Source organism: Sphingomonas jejuensis (assembly GCF_011927695.1).
Classification (GTDB): domain Bacteria; phylum Pseudomonadota; class Alphaproteobacteria; order Sphingomonadales; family Sphingomonadaceae; genus Sphingomonas_K; species Sphingomonas_K jejuensis.
The window spans coordinates 203,388-225,606 of the sequence record NZ_JAATJE010000001.1 but is presented as its reverse complement, the minus strand read 5'-3'; the positions used below and the strand labels follow the sequence as shown (position 1 = coordinate 225,606).

At 70.6% G+C, this 22,219-nt stretch carries 18 protein-coding genes and 2 tRNA genes; 8 read left to right on the top strand and 12 right to left on the bottom strand.

The genetic code is table 11. The features are described from left to right. Positions 1–82 precede the first annotated feature (82 nt). From GGR88_RS01165 to GGR88_RS01150, 4 genes are all read right to left on the bottom strand, one after another. Positions 83–1,075: a M23 family metallopeptidase gene (locus tag GGR88_RS01165; protein ID WP_167952176.1), complete on the bottom strand. Its 993-nt coding sequence runs from the start codon at positions 1,073–1,075 to the stop codon at positions 83–85. Then, positions 1,053–2,384 carry a calcium-binding protein gene (locus tag GGR88_RS15135; protein ID WP_342449684.1) on the bottom strand — a complete coding sequence of 444 codons (1,332 nt, stop codon included), beginning with the start codon at positions 2,382–2,384 and terminating at the stop codon, positions 1,053–1,055. The genes GGR88_RS01165 and GGR88_RS15135 overlap by 23 nt, the downstream gene beginning before the upstream one ends. A gap of 1,146 nt (positions 2,385–3,530) precedes the next feature. Further along, positions 3,531–5,657: a calcium-binding protein gene (locus tag GGR88_RS01155; protein ID WP_167952172.1), complete on the bottom strand. Its 2,127-nt coding sequence runs from the start codon at positions 5,655–5,657 to the stop codon at positions 3,531–3,533. A 351-nt stretch (positions 5,658–6,008) separates the two neighbouring features. After that, a tRNA-Arg gene (locus tag GGR88_RS01150) sits at positions 6,009–6,085 on the bottom strand. Positions 6,086–6,168: 83 nt separating this feature from the next. On the opposite strand from GGR88_RS01150, the gene GGR88_RS01145 reads away from it, so the two are divergent. Further along, complete coding sequence (locus GGR88_RS01145) at positions 6,169–6,666, top strand: hypothetical protein (RefSeq protein ID WP_167952170.1); 498 nt, start codon at positions 6,169–6,171, stop codon at positions 6,664–6,666. Position 6,667: 1 nt separating this feature from the next. Here GGR88_RS01145 and GGR88_RS01140 read toward each other — a convergent pair whose 3' ends face one another. Beyond that, positions 6,668–8,950: a fused MFS/spermidine synthase gene (locus tag GGR88_RS01140; protein WP_167952168.1), complete on the bottom strand. Its 2,283-nt coding sequence runs from the start codon at positions 8,948–8,950 to the stop codon at positions 6,668–6,670. After that, on the bottom strand, positions 8,950–9,948 hold the full coding sequence (hemB, locus tag GGR88_RS01135) for a porphobilinogen synthase (RefSeq protein ID WP_167952166.1): 999 nt from the start codon (positions 9,946–9,948) through the stop codon (positions 8,950–8,952). The genes GGR88_RS01140 and hemB overlap by 1 nt, the downstream gene beginning before the upstream one ends. Before the next feature lie 82 nt (positions 9,949–10,030). Here hemB and GGR88_RS01130 point away from each other — a divergent pair, with 82 nt between their 5' ends. Beyond that, a complete protein-coding gene (locus GGR88_RS01130; RefSeq protein WP_167952164.1) occupies positions 10,031–10,924 on the top strand; it encodes a YegS/Rv2252/BmrU family lipid kinase in 894 nt (297 codons plus the stop codon). Between the two features lie 140 nt (positions 10,925–11,064). On the opposite strand, the gene GGR88_RS01125 is transcribed toward GGR88_RS01130, so the two are convergent. The 4 genes from GGR88_RS01125 to GGR88_RS01110 are packed head-to-tail and all read right to left on the bottom strand — an operon-like array spanning position 11,065 to position 16,564. Then, complete coding sequence (locus GGR88_RS01125; RefSeq protein WP_167952152.1) at positions 11,065–13,791, bottom strand: valine--tRNA ligase; 2,727 nt, start codon at positions 13,789–13,791, stop codon at positions 11,065–11,067. Between the two features lie 45 nt (positions 13,792–13,836). Continuing rightward, entirely contained in the window at positions 13,837–14,448 is a 612-nt protein-coding gene (locus GGR88_RS01120) for a DUF2497 domain-containing protein (RefSeq protein ID WP_209023167.1), read from the bottom strand. Between the two features lie 8 nt (positions 14,449–14,456). Further along, the gene (locus tag GGR88_RS01115; protein ID WP_167952141.1) at positions 14,457–15,911 is read right to left on the bottom strand and encodes a TolC family outer membrane protein; all 1,455 of its coding nucleotides are present in this window, start codon (positions 15,909–15,911) and stop codon (positions 14,457–14,459) included. Continuing rightward, positions 15,911–16,564, bottom strand: coding sequence for a protein-L-isoaspartate O-methyltransferase family protein (locus tag GGR88_RS01110; protein ID WP_342449683.1), 654 nt, complete (start codon positions 16,562–16,564; stop codon positions 15,911–15,913). Before GGR88_RS01110 ends, GGR88_RS01115 begins: the two co-directional genes overlap by 1 nt. Before the next feature lie 237 nt (positions 16,565–16,801). Between GGR88_RS01110 and GGR88_RS01105 the strand changes: the two genes are divergently transcribed. Next, a tRNA-Cys gene (locus GGR88_RS01105) sits at positions 16,802–16,875 on the top strand. A 38-nt stretch (positions 16,876–16,913) separates the two neighbouring features. On the opposite strand, the gene GGR88_RS01100 is transcribed toward GGR88_RS01105, so the two are convergent. Next, positions 16,914–17,279 (bottom strand): response regulator, encoded by a 366-nt coding sequence (locus tag GGR88_RS01100; RefSeq protein WP_167952139.1) that lies wholly within the window; start codon positions 17,277–17,279, stop codon positions 16,914–16,916. Further along, a complete protein-coding gene (locus GGR88_RS01095; protein WP_167952137.1) occupies positions 17,276–17,503 on the bottom strand; it encodes a DUF6894 family protein in 228 nt (75 codons plus the stop codon). Before GGR88_RS01095 ends, GGR88_RS01100 begins: the two co-directional genes overlap by 4 nt. A gap of 125 nt (positions 17,504–17,628) precedes the next feature. Here GGR88_RS01095 and GGR88_RS01090 point away from each other — a divergent pair, with 125 nt between their 5' ends. The 5 genes from GGR88_RS01090 to GGR88_RS01070 all read left to right on the top strand — a co-directional run bounded on the left by GGR88_RS01090 (position 17,629) and on the right by GGR88_RS01070 (position 22,193). Then, a complete protein-coding gene (locus GGR88_RS01090) occupies positions 17,629–19,137 on the top strand; it encodes a cysteine--tRNA ligase (protein ID WP_167952135.1) in 1,509 nt (502 codons plus the stop codon). 65 nt (positions 19,138–19,202) lie between these two features. Further along, the gene (locus GGR88_RS01085) at positions 19,203–19,649 is read left to right on the top strand and encodes a TM2 domain-containing protein (RefSeq protein WP_167952133.1); all 447 of its coding nucleotides are present in this window, start codon (positions 19,203–19,205) and stop codon (positions 19,647–19,649) included. A 71-nt stretch (positions 19,650–19,720) separates the two neighbouring features. Continuing rightward, positions 19,721–21,124, top strand: coding sequence for a class II 3-deoxy-7-phosphoheptulonate synthase (locus tag GGR88_RS01080; RefSeq protein ID WP_167952131.1), 1,404 nt, complete (start codon positions 19,721–19,723; stop codon positions 21,122–21,124). 53 nt (positions 21,125–21,177) lie between these two features. Then, complete coding sequence (locus GGR88_RS01075; protein ID WP_167954267.1) at positions 21,178–21,918, top strand: SDR family oxidoreductase; 741 nt, start codon at positions 21,178–21,180, stop codon at positions 21,916–21,918. 80 nt (positions 21,919–21,998) lie between these two features. Next, positions 21,999–22,193: a hypothetical protein gene (locus GGR88_RS01070; protein ID WP_167952129.1), complete on the top strand. Its 195-nt coding sequence runs from the start codon at positions 21,999–22,001 to the stop codon at positions 22,191–22,193. The last annotated feature ends 26 nt before the right edge of the window (positions 22,194–22,219 follow it).

Here is a 22,219-nt window from a genome sequence, read left to right as displayed (position 1 = left end):
GTCATAAGCCCGGCGGTCGAGTCGCCCGTCCGACCAAGAGGTATATCACCCGGCCGGGGCGGGCCGCCGGGTGAATGCTCCCTTAGGGAGTAGTCGGGCCGCCGATCCTGACGGCCGCCTCAGCCGTTCGGGTATCGCCGTTCAGGTTCAGCAGGTACCGCAGCCGGTACTCTCCCGCCGGCCACCCGCCTGCCGGGCGCGGCCGCCCGGCAAAGCTGAACCAGCTGAGCGATCCGCGCTCCAGCCGCCGTTCGCGCGTCACCACCGGCCGCCCCTCGGGCCCGATCAGCTCCAGCCGCTCGACCGTCCCGTCGATCAGCCCCGCGACATCCGCCCACCCGACCAGGGCGGCCGGATCGGGCGCCAGCGGCAGCGGTAGGGTCGCACGGCGCGCCGCCTCCACGGCGTCCGCGCGATCGGCAAAGCCCACCGCGACGATCTCGTTCGGCCGCACCCATTGGCGGCTGCCGGCAGCGTCTCGCCACAACGGCCGGCCAGGCGCCCCGCACGCGACGCGCTCATCCGCCGCCGTTCCCGTGAACGGGTCGATCGCCTGCCCGCCCGCGCGGCGAAGCTCGAAATGCAGGTGGGGGAACTCCGCCAGCCCCGACATGCCGACCGCGCCGACCGGCGCCCCCGCCTCCACCACCTGCCCGGGCCGCACCAAGACGCTTCCCTGCCGCAGATGGCTGTACTGCGTTTCCCAGCCGCCCGGATGTTCGATCACGACGGCGTTGCCGGCCTGCCTCTCGCCGACCGCCTCCGGCCCCGTTTGGCGGACGTCGGCATCCGCCACGCCGTCCCGCACCCGCGCCACCCGTCCGGCGGCCGCCGCCAGCACCGGCACGGGCGGGCCGGCCATGTCGGAATAGCGCCTCAGGCGGATGTCCGTGCCCTTGTGCCCGTCGGTGGTCAGCATGCCGCACCGCGCGTCCTGCCGCTCCGGCCCGGGCGCATGATCCACCAGCTTCTGGATGACGCATCGCTCCGGCAGCCGGCAGGCGACGGGCAGGTCTAGCGTGGGCGGCGGCGCGGCGGCCTGCAGCGTCAGGCTAGCGAAGAACGACCATGTCATAGCCGGCGATCTCCTGGCTGAGCGCGTTCAGGGCCTCGACGGTCAGGCTGCCTCCAAGCGGCAGGCCCGCCGCCCAGTCGGGCAGGCTGATCGTCGTGCCGCCGAACTGCAGGTGGAGCCCGCCTGCATCATACAGGATCAGGATGTCGTCCGGCGAGAGGTCGCCCTCCAGCAGCAGCTCGATCCTGTCGCCCTCGGCCAGGTCGAAGTCGGCAAGGATGTCGTCGCCGTCCTCCGCGCCGAACAGGAACAGGTCCGCCCCCGTCCCGCCGCGCAGCAGGTCGGAGCCCGCTCCCCCGTCCAGCCGATCGTCGCCCGCACCGCCGAACAGCCGGTCGTGGCCGGCATTTCCCGTCAGCCGGTCGTCGCCCGCGTCTCCCCACAACCGATCGTCGCCATCGTCGCCGGTCAGCCAGTCGTTGCCGTCGCCGCCCTCGATCAGGTCGTCGTCGGCCTGGCCGTGCAGCATGTCGTTGCCGTCACCGCCGAAGATCTGGTCGTCGCCCGTGTCGCCCCATACCAGATCGTCTCCCGCATTGCCCTCGATCCAGTCATCGTCCCGGCCGCCGTCGATCCGGTCGTCGCCATCCCCGCCGAACAGCCGGTCGCGGCCATCGTCGCCGTAGAGGAAGTCGTGCCCGGCGCCGCCGTCCACCCGGTCGTCGCCGATCCCGCCCCACACCCGGTCCACGCCGTCGCCGCCGGTCAGCTCGTCGTCCCCGCTTTCGCCAAGAAGCCGATCGTCGCCCGCCTCGCCCTCCATCCGGTCGGCGCCGCCGCCCCCGATCAGCCAGTCGTCGCCCAGCCCGCCCAGCATGGTGTCGTCATCGTCGCCGCCCCACAGCCGGTCGTCGCCATCCTCGCCGTGCATCTCGTCCCGCCCGGCGCCGCCGGCCAGCAGATCGGCGCCCGATCCGCCGCGAAGCCGATCGTCTCCTGCGCCGCCCACCAGTGCGTCGTCCCCGCCCCCGCCGAACAGGAGGTCGTCGCCCGCGCCCCCGTCGAGATAATCGCCGCCGTCGCCATCCGCCGCGATCGGCCGGATCTCTCCCCCGTCCGGCGCGACCCCGTCGCCGATCAGCAGGTCCGCGCCTGCGCCCCCCAGCAGCAGGTCGCCGCCGCCGGCGCCGATCAGCCGGTCCTCCCCCTCTCCCCCGGCCAGCAGGTTCGCGATGGCGCTTCCGATCAGCAGGTCGTCGCCGTCGTTGCCGAACGCGGATCCCGGCATCCCCGGCGCGGCCAGCAGGATCCAGTCGTCGAGCTCGGCGCCCAGCACGGCCGCCGTGTTGATGACCGGAAGCTGGAACACCGGATCCTCGGCGTCGGGTTGAGGCCCCGGCGGCCGCGGCCGGGTGATCGGCTCGGGCGGCGGCGGCGGCGGCGGTGGAGGCGTTGGAGGCGGTGGAGGCGGCGGTGGTGGCGCCGGCGGCGGAACCGGATCCGGGCCGCTCCCGGCTCCGCCCGATCCGCCACCGCTGTCCACAGGTCCGGAGCCGCCGGGCGCTGCACCCCCACCGCTCCCGCCGGCCGGCGGTTCGCCGCCCGGCGCCGGCGAGGGACCGGGATCGGTGCCCGGGGCGGTCGGCGCCGGACTGGGATCCCACCCTGTCTGCGGCGGCGTGCTGCCCGAAGGTGGCGTTGCACCCGGCTGCCCGCCGTCAGTCGGCGAGGGCGAGGGCGACGCTCCCGTGTCCCCCTGACCCGATCCGCTGCCAGGCGTCGAACCCGCCGACGGCGGCGGCGAGGGCATACCCCCCGAAGCTTGCTGACCCGACCCGCTGCCAGGCGTCGAACCCGCCGATGGCGGCGGCGAGGGCATACCGGCCGTATCCTGCTGGCCCGGCACGCTGCCGGGCGTCGAGCCCGACGATGGCGGCGGCAGCTCACCGGCGGGCGTGCCCGATTCCGTCGGCGGCTGCTCCGGCTCTGAGCCCCCGGCCACCGGCGGCGGCGGCTGGTTCGGTGCCGGCACGCCCGGCTGGGGCGGGGCCGTGCCGCCAGGGCTCCCCCCGGTTCCGCCCGGAAGGCCCGGCGGGTCGCTCATTCCCGGCAGCCCGGCGTCGCCTCCGTCATCGGGCGTGGGGACGACGGGCGGCAGCACCGGGTCGATCGGCCCGTCCCCCTCCCGCCGTCCCCCGCCCACGCCCGTGCCGAGCGGAAACAGCGGTTGGTGCGGCGCATCCGCGCGCCCGACGAGCAGGTTGCCCCTCAACGTGCCGACAGGCGCCGGCCTCAACGCGTCCATGCCTGTTTCCCCTCACCGGCCTATGAACCTGCGGGTGAGGATTGCAGACGAACGGGTGGCCTCGTGTCCCCGCCGGGGGACATTCCCCCGATGCCAACGGCCTATCCGACGGGAGGGTGACCCGCCCGGATGCCAAAGGGATTAGCGCCGGAATAAAGTGGGGGAGCGGCCTTTCGACCGCTCCCCCCGTCTGATCCAAGAGGGGTTGGATCAGACGAACTGGATCAGGTCGTAGCCCCCCTGGCCCTGGCTGAACGCGTTGATGTCCGCCACGCTGTCGAAGCGGAGGAACGCCAGCGACGGGCTGCCGGTCAGGCCCTGGATGGTGACCGAATGGCCGCCCCAGCTGATCACGGTGTCCGTGCCGTTGTCCGTCACCGTGATGCCGGAGAAGGACGACGGATCGTCGACGTCGATGACGATCGTGTCCTTGTTGGCCACCGACAGGTCGGTGATCACGTCGTTGCCGCGGTCGTCGCCGTCGCCGCCATTCTGGTCGAACCAGAAGGTGTCGCGGCCCTGGCCGCCGGTCAGGGTGTCGGAACCCATGCCGCCGACGATCCAGTCGTTGCCGTTGCCGCCCAGGATGGTGTCGGCACCGTCGTCTCCGTAGAGCTCGTCGTCACCCGCACCGCCGGAAAGCAGGTCGGCGCCGCCACCGCCGGTGACATAGTCGTTGCCGCCTTCGCCGTAGAGACGGTCGGCATCGCCTTCGCCGTAGATGTCGTCGTTGCCGGCACCGCCATAGACGAGATCCTGGCCTTGACCGCCGAACAGGAAGTCATCGCCGGCCCGGCCATAGATGTCGTCGGCACCTTCGCCACCGGAGGCAAGGTCGCTGCCGTTGCCGCCGTCGAGATAGTCGTCGCCGTCCTCGCCATAGAGGTCGTCGTCGCCATCCTCGCCGAAGATGTCGTCGTCGCCGTCGCCGCCGTAAAGGCCGCCAACCACGCCACCTTCGTTGCCGGGATCGAAGTCGTTGCCGGCACCGCCGTAGATCACGTCGTCGCCCTCGTCGCCGAAGACGAGGTCGACGCCGTCGTCACCATAAAGGGTGTCGTTCTCGGTGCCGCCGCTCATCTCGTCGTTGCCGTCGCCGCCGCTGACATCGTCCTCACCGGCGTCGCCGCTGAGCAGGTCGTCACCGGTCCCGCCCTCGATCAGGTCGTTCCCCGTGCCGCCCGACACCTCGTCGCTGCCGGCATCGCCGTACAGCTCGTCGTTGCCGGCGTTGCCCGACAGGTCGTCGGCGCCATCGCCACCATTGACGATGTCGTCGCCGTCATCGCCGGTCACCGTGTCGTTGTCGGCCCCGGCCTGCACGAAGTCGTTGCCGGTCCCGCCCGAGATCACGTCGTCGCCCTGATCGCCGATCAGGTGGTCGTTGTCGGCACCGCCGTTGATGACGTCGTTGCCCAGCTGGCCGTCGATGCGGTCCTGGCCCGCGCCGCCGTTCAGCGTGTCGTTGCCGCCGTTGATGAAGTCGTTGCCGTCATCCCCGGGGATCGCACCGGTGTCGCCACCCGGCGAATCGTTGCCGTCATCGCCGTAGATGAAGTCGTCGCCGTCATCGCCGTTGACGAGGTCGTCGCCCTGGCCGCCACGGATGGTGTCGTTGCCGGTGCCGCCGTTCGCAACGTCGTTCCCGGTGCCACCAGCGATGCGGTCGTTGCCCGCTCCGCCGTTCAGCAGGTCGTCATTGGCGCCGCCGGCAAGGCTGTCGTTGCCGTCTTCACCGTTCAGCGTGTCGTTGCCGGCATCGCCCTGCATGGTGTCGTCACCGGACCCACCCCACAGGAAGTCGGCGCCATCGCCGCCCAGCAGGTTGTCGTTGCCGGCCTGGCCGTACAGCGTGTCGTTGCCGGTGCCGCCCGACGCGGTGTCGTTGCCGCCGCCGGCCCACACGGTATCATTGCCGGCACCCGCCACGATCTGGTCGGCGCCGTCGATGAAGCCGTCGTCGCTCAGGTTGGTGTCGACCAGCCCGACGGTACCGTCCGTCTCGTCGCCGAAGATCAGGTCGTCGCCGTCACCGCCGTCCAGGAAGTCGTTTCCGGTGGTGCCGCCGGTTCCCTTCCCGCCGATGATGAAGTCGTTGCCGGTGCCGCCCTCCAGGATATTGGTGTTGAAGGTGCCGACCAGCGTGTCGTTGCCGCCATTGCCGCGCGCGTTCACCGTCAGGTGCGCGCCGGACGACGGCTCACGCAGGTTGATGAAGTTGTTGAGGTCGTCGCCGAGAACCCAGGGCGCCGTGGGCGTGGGCGCTGGCGTCGGAGTGGGCGTCGGAACGGGCGTTGTGGGATTGTTCGTCCCCGGCCGCGGAGTACGGGTTGCCATCTGATCCTCCTGTGTCGCGTTTCCGTCTTCCCCCCTGGGAAGCACGCACACCGACGACTCTCGTCAGCGTGGGCGACATGGTGCGGATCGGGCGTCCGGCGCCCGATCCCCGGATGAGGACGACGCCGCCGGCAAGGAAGGGTTAGCGGCGCGCTAACCACTCCGAACGGCTTGCACCCGCCCGGATGGAGAGTGGGGATGGAGGGACACTGAATGCGGTGGTCGCGAATGCGCAGGCGCGATGCCGCGGCGGCGCCAACGACAGGGGCCGCAGCGACAGGCGCCGCAGCGACGGGCCGATCGACCCGAGCCGAAGGCTCAGGCGCGGCAATCGCTATCGATGGTGGAAAATGGCGCACCCGGAGCGATTCGAACGCCCGACCCTCAGATTCGTAGTCTGATGCTCTATCCAGCTGAGCTACGGGTGCGTGGAAGCGGTCGCATAAAGGCAGGTTGCGGGCGGCGCAAGGCCGTTGTGACGTTGCCGCGCCACGGCTAGACGCTTGCGGCCATGCTGCGCCCGCTTCTCCCCGCCCTTCTTCTCCTGTCCGGATGCGCCGCGCGGGACGATGGTGCCTTTCCGTCGCTCGGCATCCGTGCCGTGGAAAGCCGCAGCGACGCCATCACCACGCCTCCGGCGACGCCGCCGGCCCCGGCCGATGCCGCGCTTCGCACCCGGATCGATTCCATCCGCGCCGATGTCGACGCGGGCCGGCGCGACTTCGATCAGGCGTTTCCCGGTGCGTCGCGCACCATTCGCGCCGGTCATGGCACCGCGAGCGGCAGTGAGCGCTGGGTCGCGGCGCAGGCCGCCCTGTCCGCGCTGGAGGCCAGCCGCGCCGCCGCATCCGCCGCACTCGCCGCCACCGACTCGCTGCTTGCCGATCGCATCGCCGCCGGCGAGACCGCCGGAACGGACGAGCTGCTGGCGCTCCGCGGTGACGCCCAGCGCGTCGTCGACGATCAGGCCGCGCGCATCGCGCCCCTGCGCGCCGGCCTCTCGGCCTAGCTCAACGCTCCTCCCGCTCGCTCCGTCCGGAGATCAGGAGCGGCAGCACGCTTGAGAAATCGTCGGTCCATGCCCGGAATCCGGGCCGCTCCTCCAGCGGCCGCCACGGCGCGGTGAGCGCCGCCGGCGTTGAGATGAAGCGCCGGATCGTGTCGACGTCGCGGCTCATCGCGACCCATACCGAACTCGATCGGAACACGGCGTCCGGCGCATCCGGCGGGATTGCGTCGACCAGCACGGCGGCGACCCAGCCGCCCTGAGTCGCCGCCGCCGACAGCACCGGCTCCAGGTCCAGGAAGCGGTTGGAGATGTGCACCAGCAGCATGCCGTCGGGTGCCAGCACGCGGCCGTAGGCGGCGAACGCCTCCAGCGTCAGCAGGTGCGCCGGGACCACGTCGGACGAAAAGGCATCCAGGGCCAGAAGGTCCAGCGTGCCCGGGCGCTGCGCCGCCAGGCTCAGCCGCGCGTCGCCCAGCACGATGTGCACCCCCGGCGCGCAGCGCGACAGGAAGCTGAACTGTCCGCTGTCGCGCGCGATGCGCACGACCTGCTCGTCGATCTCGTAGAAGGTCCACTGCTGCCCCGGCCGGCGGTAGCAGGCGAGCGTCCCCGTCCCCAGCCCGACGATCCCGACCCGCGCCGCCGGCCCCGCAAGCTCGGGCAGCGCCAGCAGCGCCTGTCCCACGCCCGACGTCGGCGAATAATAGCTGGTCGGCTCACGCTCGCGCCCCGGCGTCTGCCGCTGGATGCCGTGAAAGGTGGTGCCGTGCGCCAGCGTCCGCGCCTCGTCCAGCCGGAAGTCGCGCACCGTGTAGACACCGAAATAGCTCCGCGTCCGCGCCTGCGACGTCGCGCTCATCTCCAGCGCCTGCCAGCCGCCGAACACCAGGATGATCGCACCCAGCGTCACCATGTAGACGGGCCGGATGCCGATGGCGAAGATCGCGAGCAGGCCGATGCCGATCGCGCCGAAGGCCTCGCCGTTGCGGATCAGCCAGACCGTCGGCGCGCGGATCGCGAACACCGCGATGATGATCGTCACCGCGGTGATCCCGGCCGCCAGATACTTCGCCTTGGCGTCGTCCGACCACCAACGCTCGATCGCGGGGAACAGGAAATATTGCGGCACCAGCAGCCCCGCCGCCAGGATCAGGATCGGGTGCTCATAGGTCCAGTCGAACAGCACGGGCGCGATCAGCCCGGCGAACACGCCGCCCAGCGCCCCGCCGATCGACATGGCGAGGTAGAAACCCGTCAGCCGCTCGGGCGCCGGTCGCGTCCGGTACATCTCCGCATGCAGCGCCACCGACACCACGAATAGCAGGGTGAGCGCCAGGACGGCGCCGAACACCGGCTGCTGCGGGCTCTGCCGCATCGCCAGTCCGCCCATCACGATGATGGTGAGCGGCGCCATCCGCGTTATCAGCTCCGCCACCGCCTGCCGCCGGGCGAACGCGACGGTGAAGCTCAGCAGATAGATGCCAAGCGGCATCGCCCACAGGAGCGGCATCGCCACGATGTCGGTGGTCAGATAGGTGCTGGTCGACAGCATCAGCCCCGACGGCACCAGCGCCAGCGCGACCCAGGTCAGCTTCCGCCGCATCGTCGGCGGCGGCGTGGTCGCCGGCAGGTCGGACACCTGCGGCGCGTCGCGCGTCGGCAGTTGCGCCGCGCAGGCCAGCACCAGCGCCACCAGCACCACATAGCCGCCGGTCCACAGCAGGCTCTGCCCCGCCAGCGGCAGTTCCGGCTCCACCAGCAGCGGATAGGCGATCAGCCCGGCAAAGCTGCCCAGGTTCGACGCGGCATAAAGCGCATAGGGGTCGCGCCCCCCGCTTGCCGCCGAATACCAGCGCTGCATCAGCGGCGCCTGCGCCGACACCGCGAAGAACAGCGGCCCGATCGACAGCACCAGCAGCCACGGCACCCACAGCACGGGTGAGAAGTCCGGCTCCGGCATCGCCGCGATCAGCCCGATCGGCAGCCACAATGCCGCGACGGCAAGCAGCGCGACGTGTACCGCCGCCTGCCGGCGCGGCCGAAGCTTCCCGATCCAGTGCGCATAGGCATATCCGCCGAGCAGCAGCGCCTGGTAGACCAGCATGGCGCTGTTCCACACCGCCGGCGCCCCGCCCAGCCGCGGCAGCGCCATGCGCGCCACCATCGGCTGCACCAGGAACAGCAGAAACGAGCCCAGAAGGATGGTGAGCACGAACAGCGGCCCACGAAACCGGCTGAGGTCGCGTTCGCGGGGCGCGGTCCACGCGCCCGCCTGCGTTGCCATCAGCGCGCCTCCGCCAGCAGCCGGGCCGCCAGCGGCGCGTGATAGGTCAGCACCCCCGTCGCGCCGGCCCGGCGAAAGGCGATGAGCGTTTCCATCACCATCGCGTCCCGGTCGCCGGCACCGGCCGCGGCCGCCGCCTCGATCATCGCATATTCGCCCGACACGGCGTAGGCGAAGACCGGCACCTCGAACCGCTCGCGCACCCGCCGCACGATATCCAGGTACGGCAATCCCGGCTTCACGATCACGCTGTCGGCGCCCTCCGCCAGATCCATCGCCACCTCGCGCAGCGCCTCGTCGCCGTTCGCCGGGTCCATCTGGTAGGTCGACTTGGATCCCTTCAGCCGGCTTCCAGACCCCACTGCGTCCCGGAACGGCCCATAGAAGGCCGACGCATATTTGGCCGCATAGGCCATGATCTGCACGTCGCCGTGCCCGTCGCGTTCCAGCATCCCGCGGATCGCCGCCACGCGCCCGTCCATCATGTCGGACGGCGCCACGATGTCGGCGCCCGCCCGCGCCAGCACCAGCGCCTGCAGCGCCAGCACCTCCACCGTGCGGTCGTTCAGCACGCGACCGTCATCGTCCACCAGCCCGTCGTGGCCGTGGCTGGTATAGGGGTCCAGCGCCACGTCGGCGAGCACGCCCACCTCCGGCACCGCGTCCTTCAGCGCGGCGATCGCGCGGCAGACCAGGTTGTCCGGCGACAGCGCCTCCGCACCGTCGTCGCTGCGCAGGTCGCGCGGCGTGTCCGGGAACAGGGCGACACAGGGGATGCCCAGGTCGCGGGCCTCGCGCCCGCGCTCGACGATCGCATCGATCGACCAGCGGCTGACGCCCGGCAGGCTTCCCACGGGGCTGCCGGCGCGGTCGCCCTCGGCGACGAACAGCGGCCAGATGAGGTCGGCGGCGCCCAGGCGGGTCTCCGCGAACATGCGGCGGCTCCAGGCGGAAGCGCGGGTACGGCGGAGGCGCGTGGCCGGAAAGGCAGGACTCATGCGTGCCGCCTAAACCGAAAACAGCGACGTCCCAAGCCGCTTCGCTTGCCGAAGCCCGCAAGCCGCCCCATGTCTCTGCGCGATGACCGACACGGACGCGTTGCCGCGCGAGGCGATCCTGGTGGTGAACGCGCAGTCCCGGCGGGGTCGCGCGACATTCAAGGACGCACGGCGGAAGCTGAAGGACGCCGGCATCACCCTGCTGTCGGCCCACGCCGTCCGCAATCCCAAGCATTTCCGCGACGTCATCAAGAAGGCGCTGGAAACCAGCCCGCCGATGGTGATCGTCGGCGGCGGCGACGGCTCCTTGTCGTCCGCCGTTGATGATTTCGTCCGCACCAGAACCGTGTTCGCGCTGCTGCCGCTCGGCACCGCCAACAGCTTCGCGCGCACGCTCGGCATCCCGCTCGACCTCGACGGCGCCATCGGCGTGATCGCCAACGGCGCGCGCCGCCGCATCGATCTCGGCATGATCGACGACGATTATTACGCCAATTGCGCCACGCTCGGTCTCGCGCCGCTGATCGCGGAGACCGTGCCGCACGGGCTGAAGAAGATGCTCGGCCGCACCGGCTATCTCGCCTGGGCGGGCTACCGCCTGTCGCGCTTCAAGCCGTTCAGCCTCACCGTCGACGACGGCACCACCGCCCGCACGCTGGATGCGGTGGAGGTCCGCATCGCCAACGGCCGCTTCCACGGCGGCGCGGAACTGGTCGAGGATGCCCGTGTCGACAGTGGGGAGATCGTCGTCCAGGTCGTCACCGGCAAGGCGCGCCACCGCCTGCTGTGGAGCTGGTCGGCAAGCCTCCTTCGCCTGCGCTCGCGCAAGCAGACCTATGAGGAATTCCACGGCCAGCAGTTCCGCCTCTCCACCGAAAAGCCGATGCCGGTGTCGATCGACGGGGAGGTGCTTGCCCACACCCCCTGCACGGCGCGCATCGCCCGGCAGGTGATCGAGGTCGCCGCGCCGCGCTGATTTGCCGACGCCGCGACGGTTCAACCGCCGCGTTGGCTGGACCTGCCTCGCACCGTCAATTCCGGCAACGCGCGGCCTGAGCCTGTCCAGGCCCTGCCCGGCTCCCCGACCGCGACGGCGGGAGGCAGGACCGGCCGCGCTCAGCCCAGCCGTGCCAGCGCCGCCTCCAGCCGCTCCGCTTCCGCCGCGCGCGCATCATGGTCCGCGCGCGCCTTCTCGACCGCCTCGGGCTTCGCGCGCTCGACAAAGCTCGCATTGCCCAGCCGCCCTGCCAGCGCGTCGCGCTCCTTGGCCGCTGCGGCCAGCGCCTTGGCGAGCCGATCGCGCTCGGCGCCCACGTCGATCACGCCTTCGAGCGGAAGGATGAAGGTCATGTCATCAATGACAATCTGCGGACCCAACGTGCGCTCGCCCTGTCCGTCTCGGCTGACATCAAGATGCTCGCCAGTCTCCAGATCAATCTCAATGCCCATATTGAGGAAGATGGCGCGATCAACCCGCGCCAGTCGTCGAAGCGGCAAACGCAGCCGCTCAATGCGAGCGATCAGGTCTCGTGGGACTGGAGGTGCGCTGCCTGCCGTGTATCCTGCGCGCGCCGTTGCCAGAACCATCAGCTCTGTGCGAGCCGCTGGCGGCACATTTACTTCGGTGCGTGCTGCCCGCACCTCTTCAACCAGCCGGATCAGCCATTTGACATCGGCGCTCGCCGCCGGATCGATCGCCCGCGCGTCCGCCATCGGCCAATCGGCCGTGATCAGCGGCGTCTTCCGCGTGCCGAGCAGCCCCCAGAGTTCTTCCGTCACGAACGGCATGAACGGGTGCAGCATGACCAGGATCTGGTCCAGCACCCAGCCGGCAACGGCCCGGGTCTCCTCGTCGACCGCGCCCTTGATCAGCTCCAGATACCAGTCGCAGAACCGACTCCACGCGAACTGGTAGATCGTGTTGGCCGCCTCGTCGAAACGCAGGTCGGCGATCGCCAGGTCCATGCGGTGGACGGTCGCCTGGGTCTCGGCGACGATCCACTGGTTGACGATCCCGGTCGCGGCCGGGGGCTCGCGCCCGCTCGATCCGCCGATACCGTTCGCCTGCGCGAACCGGCTCGCATTCCACAGCTTGGTGGCGAAGTTGCGATATCCCTCGACCCGCTTTTCATCCAGCTTGATGTCGCGGCCCTGGCTCTCCATCGCCGCCAGCGTGAAGCGCAGCGCATCCGCGCCGTACCGGTCGATCAGACCCAACGGATCAACCGTGTTGCCCTTCGACTTCGACATTTTCGCGCCGGTCGCGTCGCGCACCAGCCCGTGCAGGTAGAGCGTGCGGAACGGCACCTCGCCCGTCATCTGCAGCCCTTGCATGATCATGCGGGCATCCCAGAAGAACAGGATGTCGAAGCCGGAAATGAGCACGTCGTTGGGGTAATGGCGGGGCAGCTTGCCGCCCTCCTCCGGCCACCCCAACGTCCCGAACGGCCACAGCGCGGACGAGAACCAGGTGTCCAGCACGTCCGGATCGCGGGTCAGCGCGACGCCGTCGCCCGCCTGCGCCTGCGCCTGCGCCTCGTCGCGTGCCACGAACACGCGGCCGTCCTCGGCGAACCAGGCCGGGATGCGGTGCCCCCACCACAGCTGGCGCGACACGCACCAGGGCTGGATGTTCTCCATCCAGTTGTAATAGGTCTTGGTCCAGCTCTCCGGCACTACTTTGATGGTGCCGGATCGCACCGCCTCGATCGCCGGCCCTGCCAGCGTCTTGGCATCCACATACCATTGGTCGGTCAGCCACGGCTCGATGACCACGCCGGACCGGTCGCCATAGGGCGTCTGGATCACACGGTCCTCGACCCGCTCCAGCGTGCCTTCGGCCTCCAGCTGCGCGACGACGGCTTTCCGCGCCTCGAACCGGTCGAGCCCGATCAGCGTGTCCGGGACCAGCCCGTCGGCGGTCTGGATGATGCGCGCATCGGCATCCAGCATGTTGAGCATGTCGCGCGCCTCGATGCCGGCGCGGCGCCCGACCTCGAAATCGTTGAAGTCGTGGCCCGGCGTGATCTTCACCGCGCCCGATCCCAGCTCCGGGTCGGCATGCTCGTCTGTGACGATCGGGATCAGCCGGCCGGTGATCGGCAGCCGGATCTGCTTGCCGACGAGGTGCGTGTAGCGATCGTCCGACGGATTCACCGCCACCGCCATGTCGGCCAGCATCGTCTCCGGCCGCGTGGTCGCGACGGAAATATGCCCGCTGCCGTCCGCGAGCGGATAGGCCAGGTGCCAGAACTTGCCCTGCACCTCGCGCGTCTCGACCTCCAGGTCGCTGATCGCGGTGCGGAAATGCGGGTCCCAGTTCACCAGCCGCTTGTCGCGGTACAGCAGCCCCGCCTCGTGCAGCCGCACGAACGCCTCGATCACCGCGCGGCTGAAGCCGTCGTCCATGGTGAAGCGCTCGTTGGCCCAGTCGCACGACGCGCCCAGCCGGCGCAGCTGGCGCGTGATCTGGCCGCCGCTTTCCGCCTTCCACTCCCACACGCGCTGGGTGAACGCCTCGCGCCCCAGGCTCGCGCGGGTGACGTTCTCGCGCGCCAGGTTGCGCTCCACCACCATCTGGGTGGCGATGCCCGCATGGTCGGTGCCGACCACCCACAGCGCGTCCTTGCCCTTCAGCCGCGCATGCCGCGTCAGGATGTCCTGCAGCGTCACGTCCAGCGCATGGCCGATATGGAGCGATCCCGTCACGTTGGGCGGCGGGATCACGATCGTCCACGGGTCGGCGTCGGGACGGTCGGGCCGGAACAGCCCTTCCCCTTCCCAGCGCGCATACCAGCGCGCCTCGATCTCGGCGGGGTCGAAGGTCTTGGGAAGCTCGCTCATCCCACCGGCTCTAGCCAGCGGGCGCGGCCCTCTCAAGCATGCTCGTCAGGGGGCGTCCTGTGCCGCGATCCGCCGGATCTCCGCCTGCACCAGCCGCTCCACCGTCGCCGGCAGGTTCTTGTCCAGCCATTCGGCCAGCATCGGGCGCAGCATGTCGCGCACCAGCGCTTCCAGCGTCACGTCGCCGCCGGCTTCCTTCACCACCAGCCGGCTGAGCGAGGCGAGCGACTGGCGGCTCGCCGCCGCCGCCTGGCTGGACACCAGCTCGGCCTCGCCATCGACGGCCGAAGGCAACGGCGCCGCTGACGGGGCCGGTGCGGCGGATGCCACGGGCGCCGGCGCGGGGACCGGCTCGGGTGCTTCCACCACCGGCTCGTCGGCGATCGCCTGCCAGCGCGCGTCCTCCGGCTCCGGCTCGATCGCCGCGGCGAAGGTCTGGTGGAACCCGCCGTCGCTCGCCTCCGGCATGGGGTCGGGCTCGGTCAGCTCCAGCACGTCGGGGTCGGCGTCCGGCTCGTCCTCGTCCGGCTCGGGCAGGATGTCGGGATTGCCGCGCGTCTCACCGCGCCGCAAGCGAACGTCGCTTCCTTCGGAAATCACGCGTTTGATGGAAGACAGGATCTCTTCCATCGATCGTTCGGAGCCGATGTTCGCCATTCCCAGCCTCACGGTTGCGGCAGCGGCACGGTCTCCGGATTTTGCGCGGGCGTGTCAACGGTGCGGGTGGAGACGGCGGTCGGCGTCTCGTCCTCGTCATAATCCCAGATGCGGTTGCGCACCCGCGCGCGGTTGACGGCCGGGTCGTACAGCGTACCCCCGTCCAGCCCCAGGTCGCGTGCTTCCGCCCGCCCCATCGCCGCCAGCAGCGTGAAGGCCGCGACATAGGCGTTGCGCCGGGCCGACACGAGGTTCACCTGCGCGATCAGCAGTTCCTGCTGCGCGTTCAGGATCTCGATGATCGTGCGGTTGCCGACGCTGTTTTCCGCCCGCACGCCTTCCAGCGACAGGGTGGACGCGTCCACCGCCACCTGGCTGCTCTGGATCGCGCGCAGCGATGCCTGCCAGCTGGCGAAGGCGGCGCGCGTCTGCGCGATCACCGACCGCTCGATCTCGATCCCGCGCTCGATCGTTGCCGATTGCCGCGCCTGCGCCTGCCGCACGCGCGCAGCCGGCAGGCCGCCCTGGAACAGCGGAAGCGTGCCCTGCAGGCCGACACCCGCGGTCAGCTGCCCCTGGTCGATCGGCACGCCGATCGCGTTGGCGCGCAGCGATCCCAGGAAGTTGGTGTAGCCGACGGTGCCCACCGCCGACAGCCGCGGTCCACGCAGCGCGCGTGCGGCGCGCACGTCGAACCCGGTCGCCTCCAGCTCGCGGGCGACCGCCTCCAGGTCCGGATTGTTCTCGATCGCCACGGTCACGGCGGCGTCCGGGTCGGACGGCAGGTTGCCGAGCTGGGGTGGCGGCTCCAGCGCGTCGGGCGTGTCGCCGACCAGCTGGATGTAGCGTTCGCGGCTGGAGATCAGCTGCGCCTCCGCGCTCCGCAGGTCGGCCTCGGCCAGGGCGAGGCGCGACTGGCTCTGCGCGATGTCGGTGCGGGTCAGGTCGCCGACCTCGAAACGGTCGTTGGTCGCCCGCAGGTTGACCTGCAGCACGTTCACATTCTCGCGGTTGAGCGCGACGATCGCCTGGTCGCGGATCACGTCGTTATACGCGGCCACCACCTGGCTGAACACGCTGGCTTCCGTTCCGCGCAGCTGCGCGGCGCCCGCGTCGACCCGACGCTCGGCCGCGCGGATGTTGTTGCGCACCTGCCCGCCCAGATAGAGCGGCACGCTCAGCTGCCCGCCGGCAAAACCGGACCGCAGCGGCGCGTTGAAGTTGGACGACGCCTGGATGACGTTCTCGTCATACTGCCCGGTCGCGCCCAGCGTGGGCAGGCCGGCCGCGCGGCTGATCGGCACGTTCTCGTCCGTCGCGCGCAGCTGGGCACGGGCCCCGGTTAACGTCGGGTTGCGCTCATAGGCCGCGGCCAGCGCCTCGCGCAGCGTGTCGGCACGCGCGGGCGCGACGGCAAGAAGGCTGGCCCCCGCCAGCAGGATGATCCGCCCCCCCAAGCGCATCAGAAGACGAAGCCGCGTTCGCGCTCGAAGCCCGGCAGCACCACCGCCTCGGCATCGGCGAAGCTGGCAAGCGCGAAGCCGCCGCCCGCCCCCTTGCGGCCGATCGCCATCCGCGTCACGCCATTGTCGATCCGTGCGCATGCGATGCGCCCACCGGCGGCAAGCTGCTCCACCAGCGCGTCGGGGACGAACTCCACCGCCCCGTCGATCAGGATCAGGTCATAGGGCGCGCCACCGGCATGGCCGTCCGTCAGCCCGCCCTCCACGATCTCCACCGAGCGCCCGGCGAGCGCCGCGCGGGCCTGCTCCACCAGCGCGGGGTCGCTCTCCACCGCGGTCACGCTTGCCCCGATCTCGGCGAGCAGCGCGGCCGCGTAGCCGGTCGCCGCGCCGATCACGAGCACGCGCTCGCCCGGCCGCACCTGCGCCTCGGTCAGCAGCCGTCCGACGATCAGCGGCGGGTTGAGGAAGCGCGCGCCGCCCAGCGGCACCGGCCGGTCGGTATAGGCAAGCGTCGCCCGCACCGGCGGCACGAACCATTCGCGCGGCGTGGTGGCCATGGCCGCGATCACGCGGGGGTCGTTCACGCCGCTCGTGCGCAGCTGGCTTTCCACCATCGCACGACGCATCGCCTGGAAATCCTGATGGCTCACGCGCCCTTCACCTCGTGTCTTAGCTGCACAATACACGTGCCCTGTTCGACCTCTTACCGGCGGCACGGCGGAGCGCCAAGTGCGGTTCGTCGACCCGACCCGCCGCTTGCAGAAGCGCTGCGGGCGCCCAAAGTGGCGCCGCGCGGGTCCCTCACGGTCGCTTGCCATCCGCGCGGGTCAAAGCGGGGTTGACGCCGCGTTCAATCCCCCGCATCTCCGCGCCCTTCCCGGCGTCGAGGCCCGATGGCGGAGTGGTGACGCAGAGGACTGCAAATCCTTGCACCCGGGTTCGATTCCCGGTCGGGCCTCCAGCGGACAATGCCGCACCCCGCAACCCCTCTCGCGCTGATCAACCCCGCGTCAGCGAGGACACCACGCCCAGAAAGTCCGTCATCGTGACGGTTTTCGACAGATAGGCCTCGGCGCCGGCCGCCAGGCAGTCGGCTTCGTCTTCCGGTGCGTCGCACACGGTCAGCGCCAGGATCGGGATCGCCGCCACCTCCGGCGCGTCCTTGCAGGCCGCGATCAGGTCCAGGCCGCTCAGCGGCGGCAGCCGGATGTCCATGATCACCAGGTCGGGCTTCTCCTCGGCGATCCTGCCCACCGCCTTTCGCCCGTCGGACACCGTGGTCACGCGGTGCCCGCCAAGCTCCAGCCACGCGCAATAGAGTTTCTGGTGCAGGTGGTTGTCCTCGACCAGCATCACCCGCGTCACTGGCGGCGCGCCTTCACGGTCGCCACGATGACATGCAGCAGCGGCACGCGGTTTTCGGTCTCCACGTTCACCCGCCAGTGCCCCTCGCTCGCGAACTGCGGGTTGTCGGCCAGGAACGCGCCCAGTGTGCGGACGGCCTCGTTGCGTGCATCCTCCTCCGTCGCGACGTCGATCTGGCGGAGCCGCTGCTCTCTTCCTTCGAAACTCAGCACATAAGTCGGCACGCTCGTCTCCCCTCTGGATGGGAGACGATGCGTTAACCAACTCGTTCCGTGTTGATCACGAAACAGGACCGGCCGTGCGGACGCGCGTTGACGGGGATGCGCCGCGCACGGCAAGGCCGGCGGCGATGACTGCGCCTCTCCTTCTCTTCAACAGCCTGACGCGCGCGACCGCGCCCTTCCACCCGATCGAGGCCGGCCATGCGCGCGTCTACAGCTGCGGCCCCACCGTCTACAGCCGCGCGCACCTCGGCAACCTGCGCGCCTATGTCTTTACCGATACGCTCCGCCGGACCCTCAACTGGAAGGGTCTGGACGTCACGCATGTCATCAACATCACTGATGTCGGGCACCTGACCTCGGACGCCGATGCCGGCGCGGACAAGATGGAGGCTGCCGCCGCGGCGGAGCAACGCTCGATCTGGGACATCGCGGCCCACTACACCGCGCTGTTCAAGGCGGACCTTGCGCGCCTCAACGTGCGCCCGCCCACGCTCTGGGCGACCGCGACCGACCATATCGGTGAAATGATCGATTTCGGCGCCGCGATCGCCGACCGCCATTGCTATCCGCTGCCGGGCGGCCTTTATTTCGACAGCACCACCGTGCCCGACTATGGCGCGCTCGCCGGCACCCGCCCGGACGAGACCGTCGCCCGCATCGATGCGGTTCAGGGCAAGCGCCACCCGGCCGATTTCGCGATCTGGCGCGCGACCCCGCCGGGCGAAACGCGGCAGATGGAATGGGCGTCCCCATGGGGGCCGGGCGCTCCCGGCTGGCATCTCGAATGCTCGGTGATGGCGCGGAAATATCTGGGGGACCGGTTCGACATCCACACCGGCGGCATCGATCACCGCGAGATCCACCACGTCAATGAAATCGCCCAGAACCAGGCACGCAGCGGCTCGGCCGACACCGGCGCCGCCGTCTGGATGCACAACAACTTCCTGGTCGACCGCGGCGGCAAGATGTCGAAGTCGAAGGGCGGCATCGCCACCCTCGATGCGCTCGCCGACCACGGCGTCCACCCGCTCGCCTACCGCCTGCTGTGCCTTGGCGCGCACTACCGGTCGGAACTCGAATTCTCGGCCGATGCGGTGCTTGCCGCCCTCACCCGGCTGCGCCGCCTGGTGCTGGCGGTGGCCGCGCTGCGAAAGGGCGACGTGCCGGACTGGACGCGCACCGTGCGGGAGGCCGACGCATCCAGGGGCGCCTCGCTCGCCTGGCAGCGCGCGGTGATCGAGGAAGGACTGGGCGCGCCCGCGCGCGCGCTCCTCGATCGGTTCGATGCCGCCGTGTCCGCCGACCTCATGCTGCCGCAGGCGCTTCCGGTGCTTGAGGAAGCGGCGACCGCCAAGGCCATTCCCGCCGATCAGCGGCTTCGCCTCGTCGCCAGCATGGACCTCGTGCTCGGCCTCGGCCTCCTGTCGCTGGAGCGCGCCGATCTGCGGGTCGCTCCCGCAACGGCCGCGATCGACCCGGAGGAGATCGAGCGGATCCTGGCCGATCGCCGCGACGCCCGCGCCGCCCGCGATTTCGCGCGATCGGACGCGCTGCGCGATGATCTGGCGGCGCGCGGGGTTGAGGTGATGGACGGCGATCCGCTCGGCTGGGACTGGCACCCGACGCTCGCCTGATCGGGATTGCGGCGCTGGCCTGCGCTTGGCAATGTCTCTGGCGTTTTCTGGGGGAAGAGGTTCGAATGCGCGGGCAGGTGCTTGGTGTTGATCGACGGTCGGGCGAAGGGCAGATCGCCGGCGACGACGGCCGCCGCTACAGCTTTCGCCCGGCCGACTGGAGCGATCGGGTCGGCCCCGCCGTCGGCGCGCTCGTCGATTTCGAGGCGGAGCAGACCCGTGCGCTGCGCATCTATCATCAGCCCGGGACCGCTGTCGCCGCTCCCGGGCGGGCGGGCGTCGGAGACCGCGACAAGATCATCGCCGCGCTTCTCGCCTTCTTCGCCGGCACGCTCGGCATCCACCGCTTCTACCTGCGCCGGAAGGGATCGGGGATCGCCATGCTGCTGCTCAGCTGCACGGTGGTCGGCCTGGCGGTGACCGTGCCCTGGGCCTTCATCGACATGGTGCGCTACCTTCTCATGTCCGACGCCGAATTCACCCACCGGTACGAGGCGCTGCCGCCGCGCTGATCGAGCGCGCGGCGCTCGGTGATCGAGAGCGCCGTCTTGCCTCTCACGGCGCTCTCCCGCATGACGCCGCGATGGCACAGGGCATCAACGGCGCATCGGGCAGGACGGCAGGCTGGACACCGGACAGCTGGCGCCGCTTCGAGGCGCGCCAGCTTCCCGACTATCCCGATGCCGCCGCCCTCGATGCTGCGCTGGTGGAGCTGTCCAGCTACCCGCCGCTCGTCTTCGCGGGTGAGGCGCGGGCGCTGACCGACGATCTGGCGCAGGTCGCTGCCGGCAAGGGCTTCCTGCTGCAGGGCGGTGATTGCGCCGAAAGCTTCGCCGAATTCCACCCCAACAACATCCGCGACACCTTCCGCCTCATCCTGCAGATGGCGGTGGTCCTCACCTTCGCGTCGAAGCTGCCGGTGGTGAAGCTCGGCCGCATGGCCGGTCAGTTCGCAAAGCCTCGCTCCGCTCCCACGGAGGAGCAGAACGGCGTCAGCCTGCCCGCCTATCGCGGCGACATCGTCAACGACATTGCCTTCGATGCCGACGGTCGCCAGCCCGACCCCCGCCGGCTCATCCGCGGCTATTCGCAGTCCGCGGCCACGCTTAACCTGCTGCGCGCTTTTGCGCAGGGCGGCTATGCCAATCTTCACCAGGTCCACCGCTGGACGCACGACTTCATGGGCCGCAGCCCCTGGGCGCAGAAGTACGCCGACGTCGCCGATCGGATCGGCGAGGCGCTGGACTTCATGGCCGCGTGCGGCATCAACCCGGACACGGTGCCGCAGCTCAAGGCCACCAGCTTCTACACCAGCCACGAAGCGCTGCTGCTCCCCTACGAACAGGCGCTCACCCGGCAGGACAGCCTCACCGGCGACTGGTACGACACCTCCGCCCACTTCCTGTGGATCGGCGATCGCACCCGGTTCGAGGGGTCGGCGCACGTCGATTACCTGCGCGGCATCGGCAATCCCATCGGCATGAAGTGCGGGCCGAGCCTTGAGCCCGACGTGCTCCTGCGCCTGCTGGACACGCTCAACCCCGCGCGCACGCCCGGCCGCATGACGCTCATCACGCGCTACGGCTACGACAAGATCGAAGGCGCGCTCCCCCGCCTCGTCCGCGCGGTGGAGCGCGAGGGGCATCCCGTCGTCTGGTCGTGCGATCCCATGCACGGCAACGTCGTGAAGGCGCCCAATGGCCTCAAGACCCGCCCCTTCGACCGCATCATGGCAGAGGTCCGGGGCTTCTTCGCCGTGCACCGGGCGGAAGGCACCTTCGGCGGCGGCATCCACATCGAGATGACGGGCCAGAACGTCACCGAATGCACCGGCGGCGCGATGGCGATCACCGACGACGTGCTGGCCGACCGCTACCACACCCACTGCGACCCGCGCCTCAATGCCGGCCAGAGCCTGGAACTCGCCTTCACGCTTGCCGAGATGCTCAACCAGGAACTGGCCGAGCGCCGCAAGGTGGCGGCGTAGCGCGGCCACCCGCCGCGCATCGCCCGCTCCGGGAGCAACAGGTGCCTGACGCCATGTTCGACCTGACCGGACGCACCGCCCTCGTCACCGGCGCGACCGCCGGCCTCGGCCTGGAGATCGCCCGCGCCCTGACCCGCGCCGGCGCGCATGTCGCGGTGGGCGGCCGTGATACCGCCCGCATCGCTGCGGCGCGCCGGGCGATCGGCGCCGCCACCTCCGCCTTTGCCGCCGACCTGACCGACGAGGCCGCCACCGTCGCCGCGCTCGACCGCCTCATCGCCGACCGCGGCAGCATCGACACGCTCGTCCTCGCCGCCGGCGCCCGCGACCGCCGCCCGTTCGACAGCATCGAACGCGACGACGTCCGCCGCCTGCTCGACGCCGCATTGATCGCACCCTTCGATCTCGCCCGCCGCGCTGCGCGCCACATGCCCGGCGGCGGCCGCATCATCACCGTCACCTCGATCGCGGGGCCGATCGCACGCGCCGGCGACGCCGCCTACACCGCCGCGAAGGGCGGTCTCGACGCCCTCACCCGCGCGCTCGCGGCCGAACTCGGCCCGCGCGGCATCACCGTCAACGCGCTCGCCCCTGGCTATTTCGCGACCGGATCCAACGCCGACATGGCAGATGATCCGGAGGTCGCCGCCCACCTCGCGCGCCGCACCGCGCTCGGTCGCTGGGGCCGGCCGGAGGAGATCGCCGCCGCCGCCCTCTTCCTCGCCTCACCGGCCGCCAGCTACGTCACCGGCGTCACGCTTCCCGTCGACGGCGGCTACCTGGCGCATTTCTGACCGCGCACGCGGCCCCTGTTCGTCGCGGCCGGTCACTGGCATCTTCGGCCACAGCATCAGCTGAGCTCAGGGGGGTGATCATGCCTGAAGGACCAAGCGCGCGCGTTCCTCGATTCCTCGTTGGAGTCATTCTGGGCGCCGCGGTCGCGCTCATCGGGCTCGCGGTGTGGATGATCGTGAAGAACGAGGGCGCGCCCGTGTTCGTTGCCGTCGCCGGGTCGATGCTCGCCGCCTTCGCCGCCATCCTCTCCTCGCAATCCAAGAAGAAGGTCTGAGGCCGGCAAAGATCATGGCAATGCCC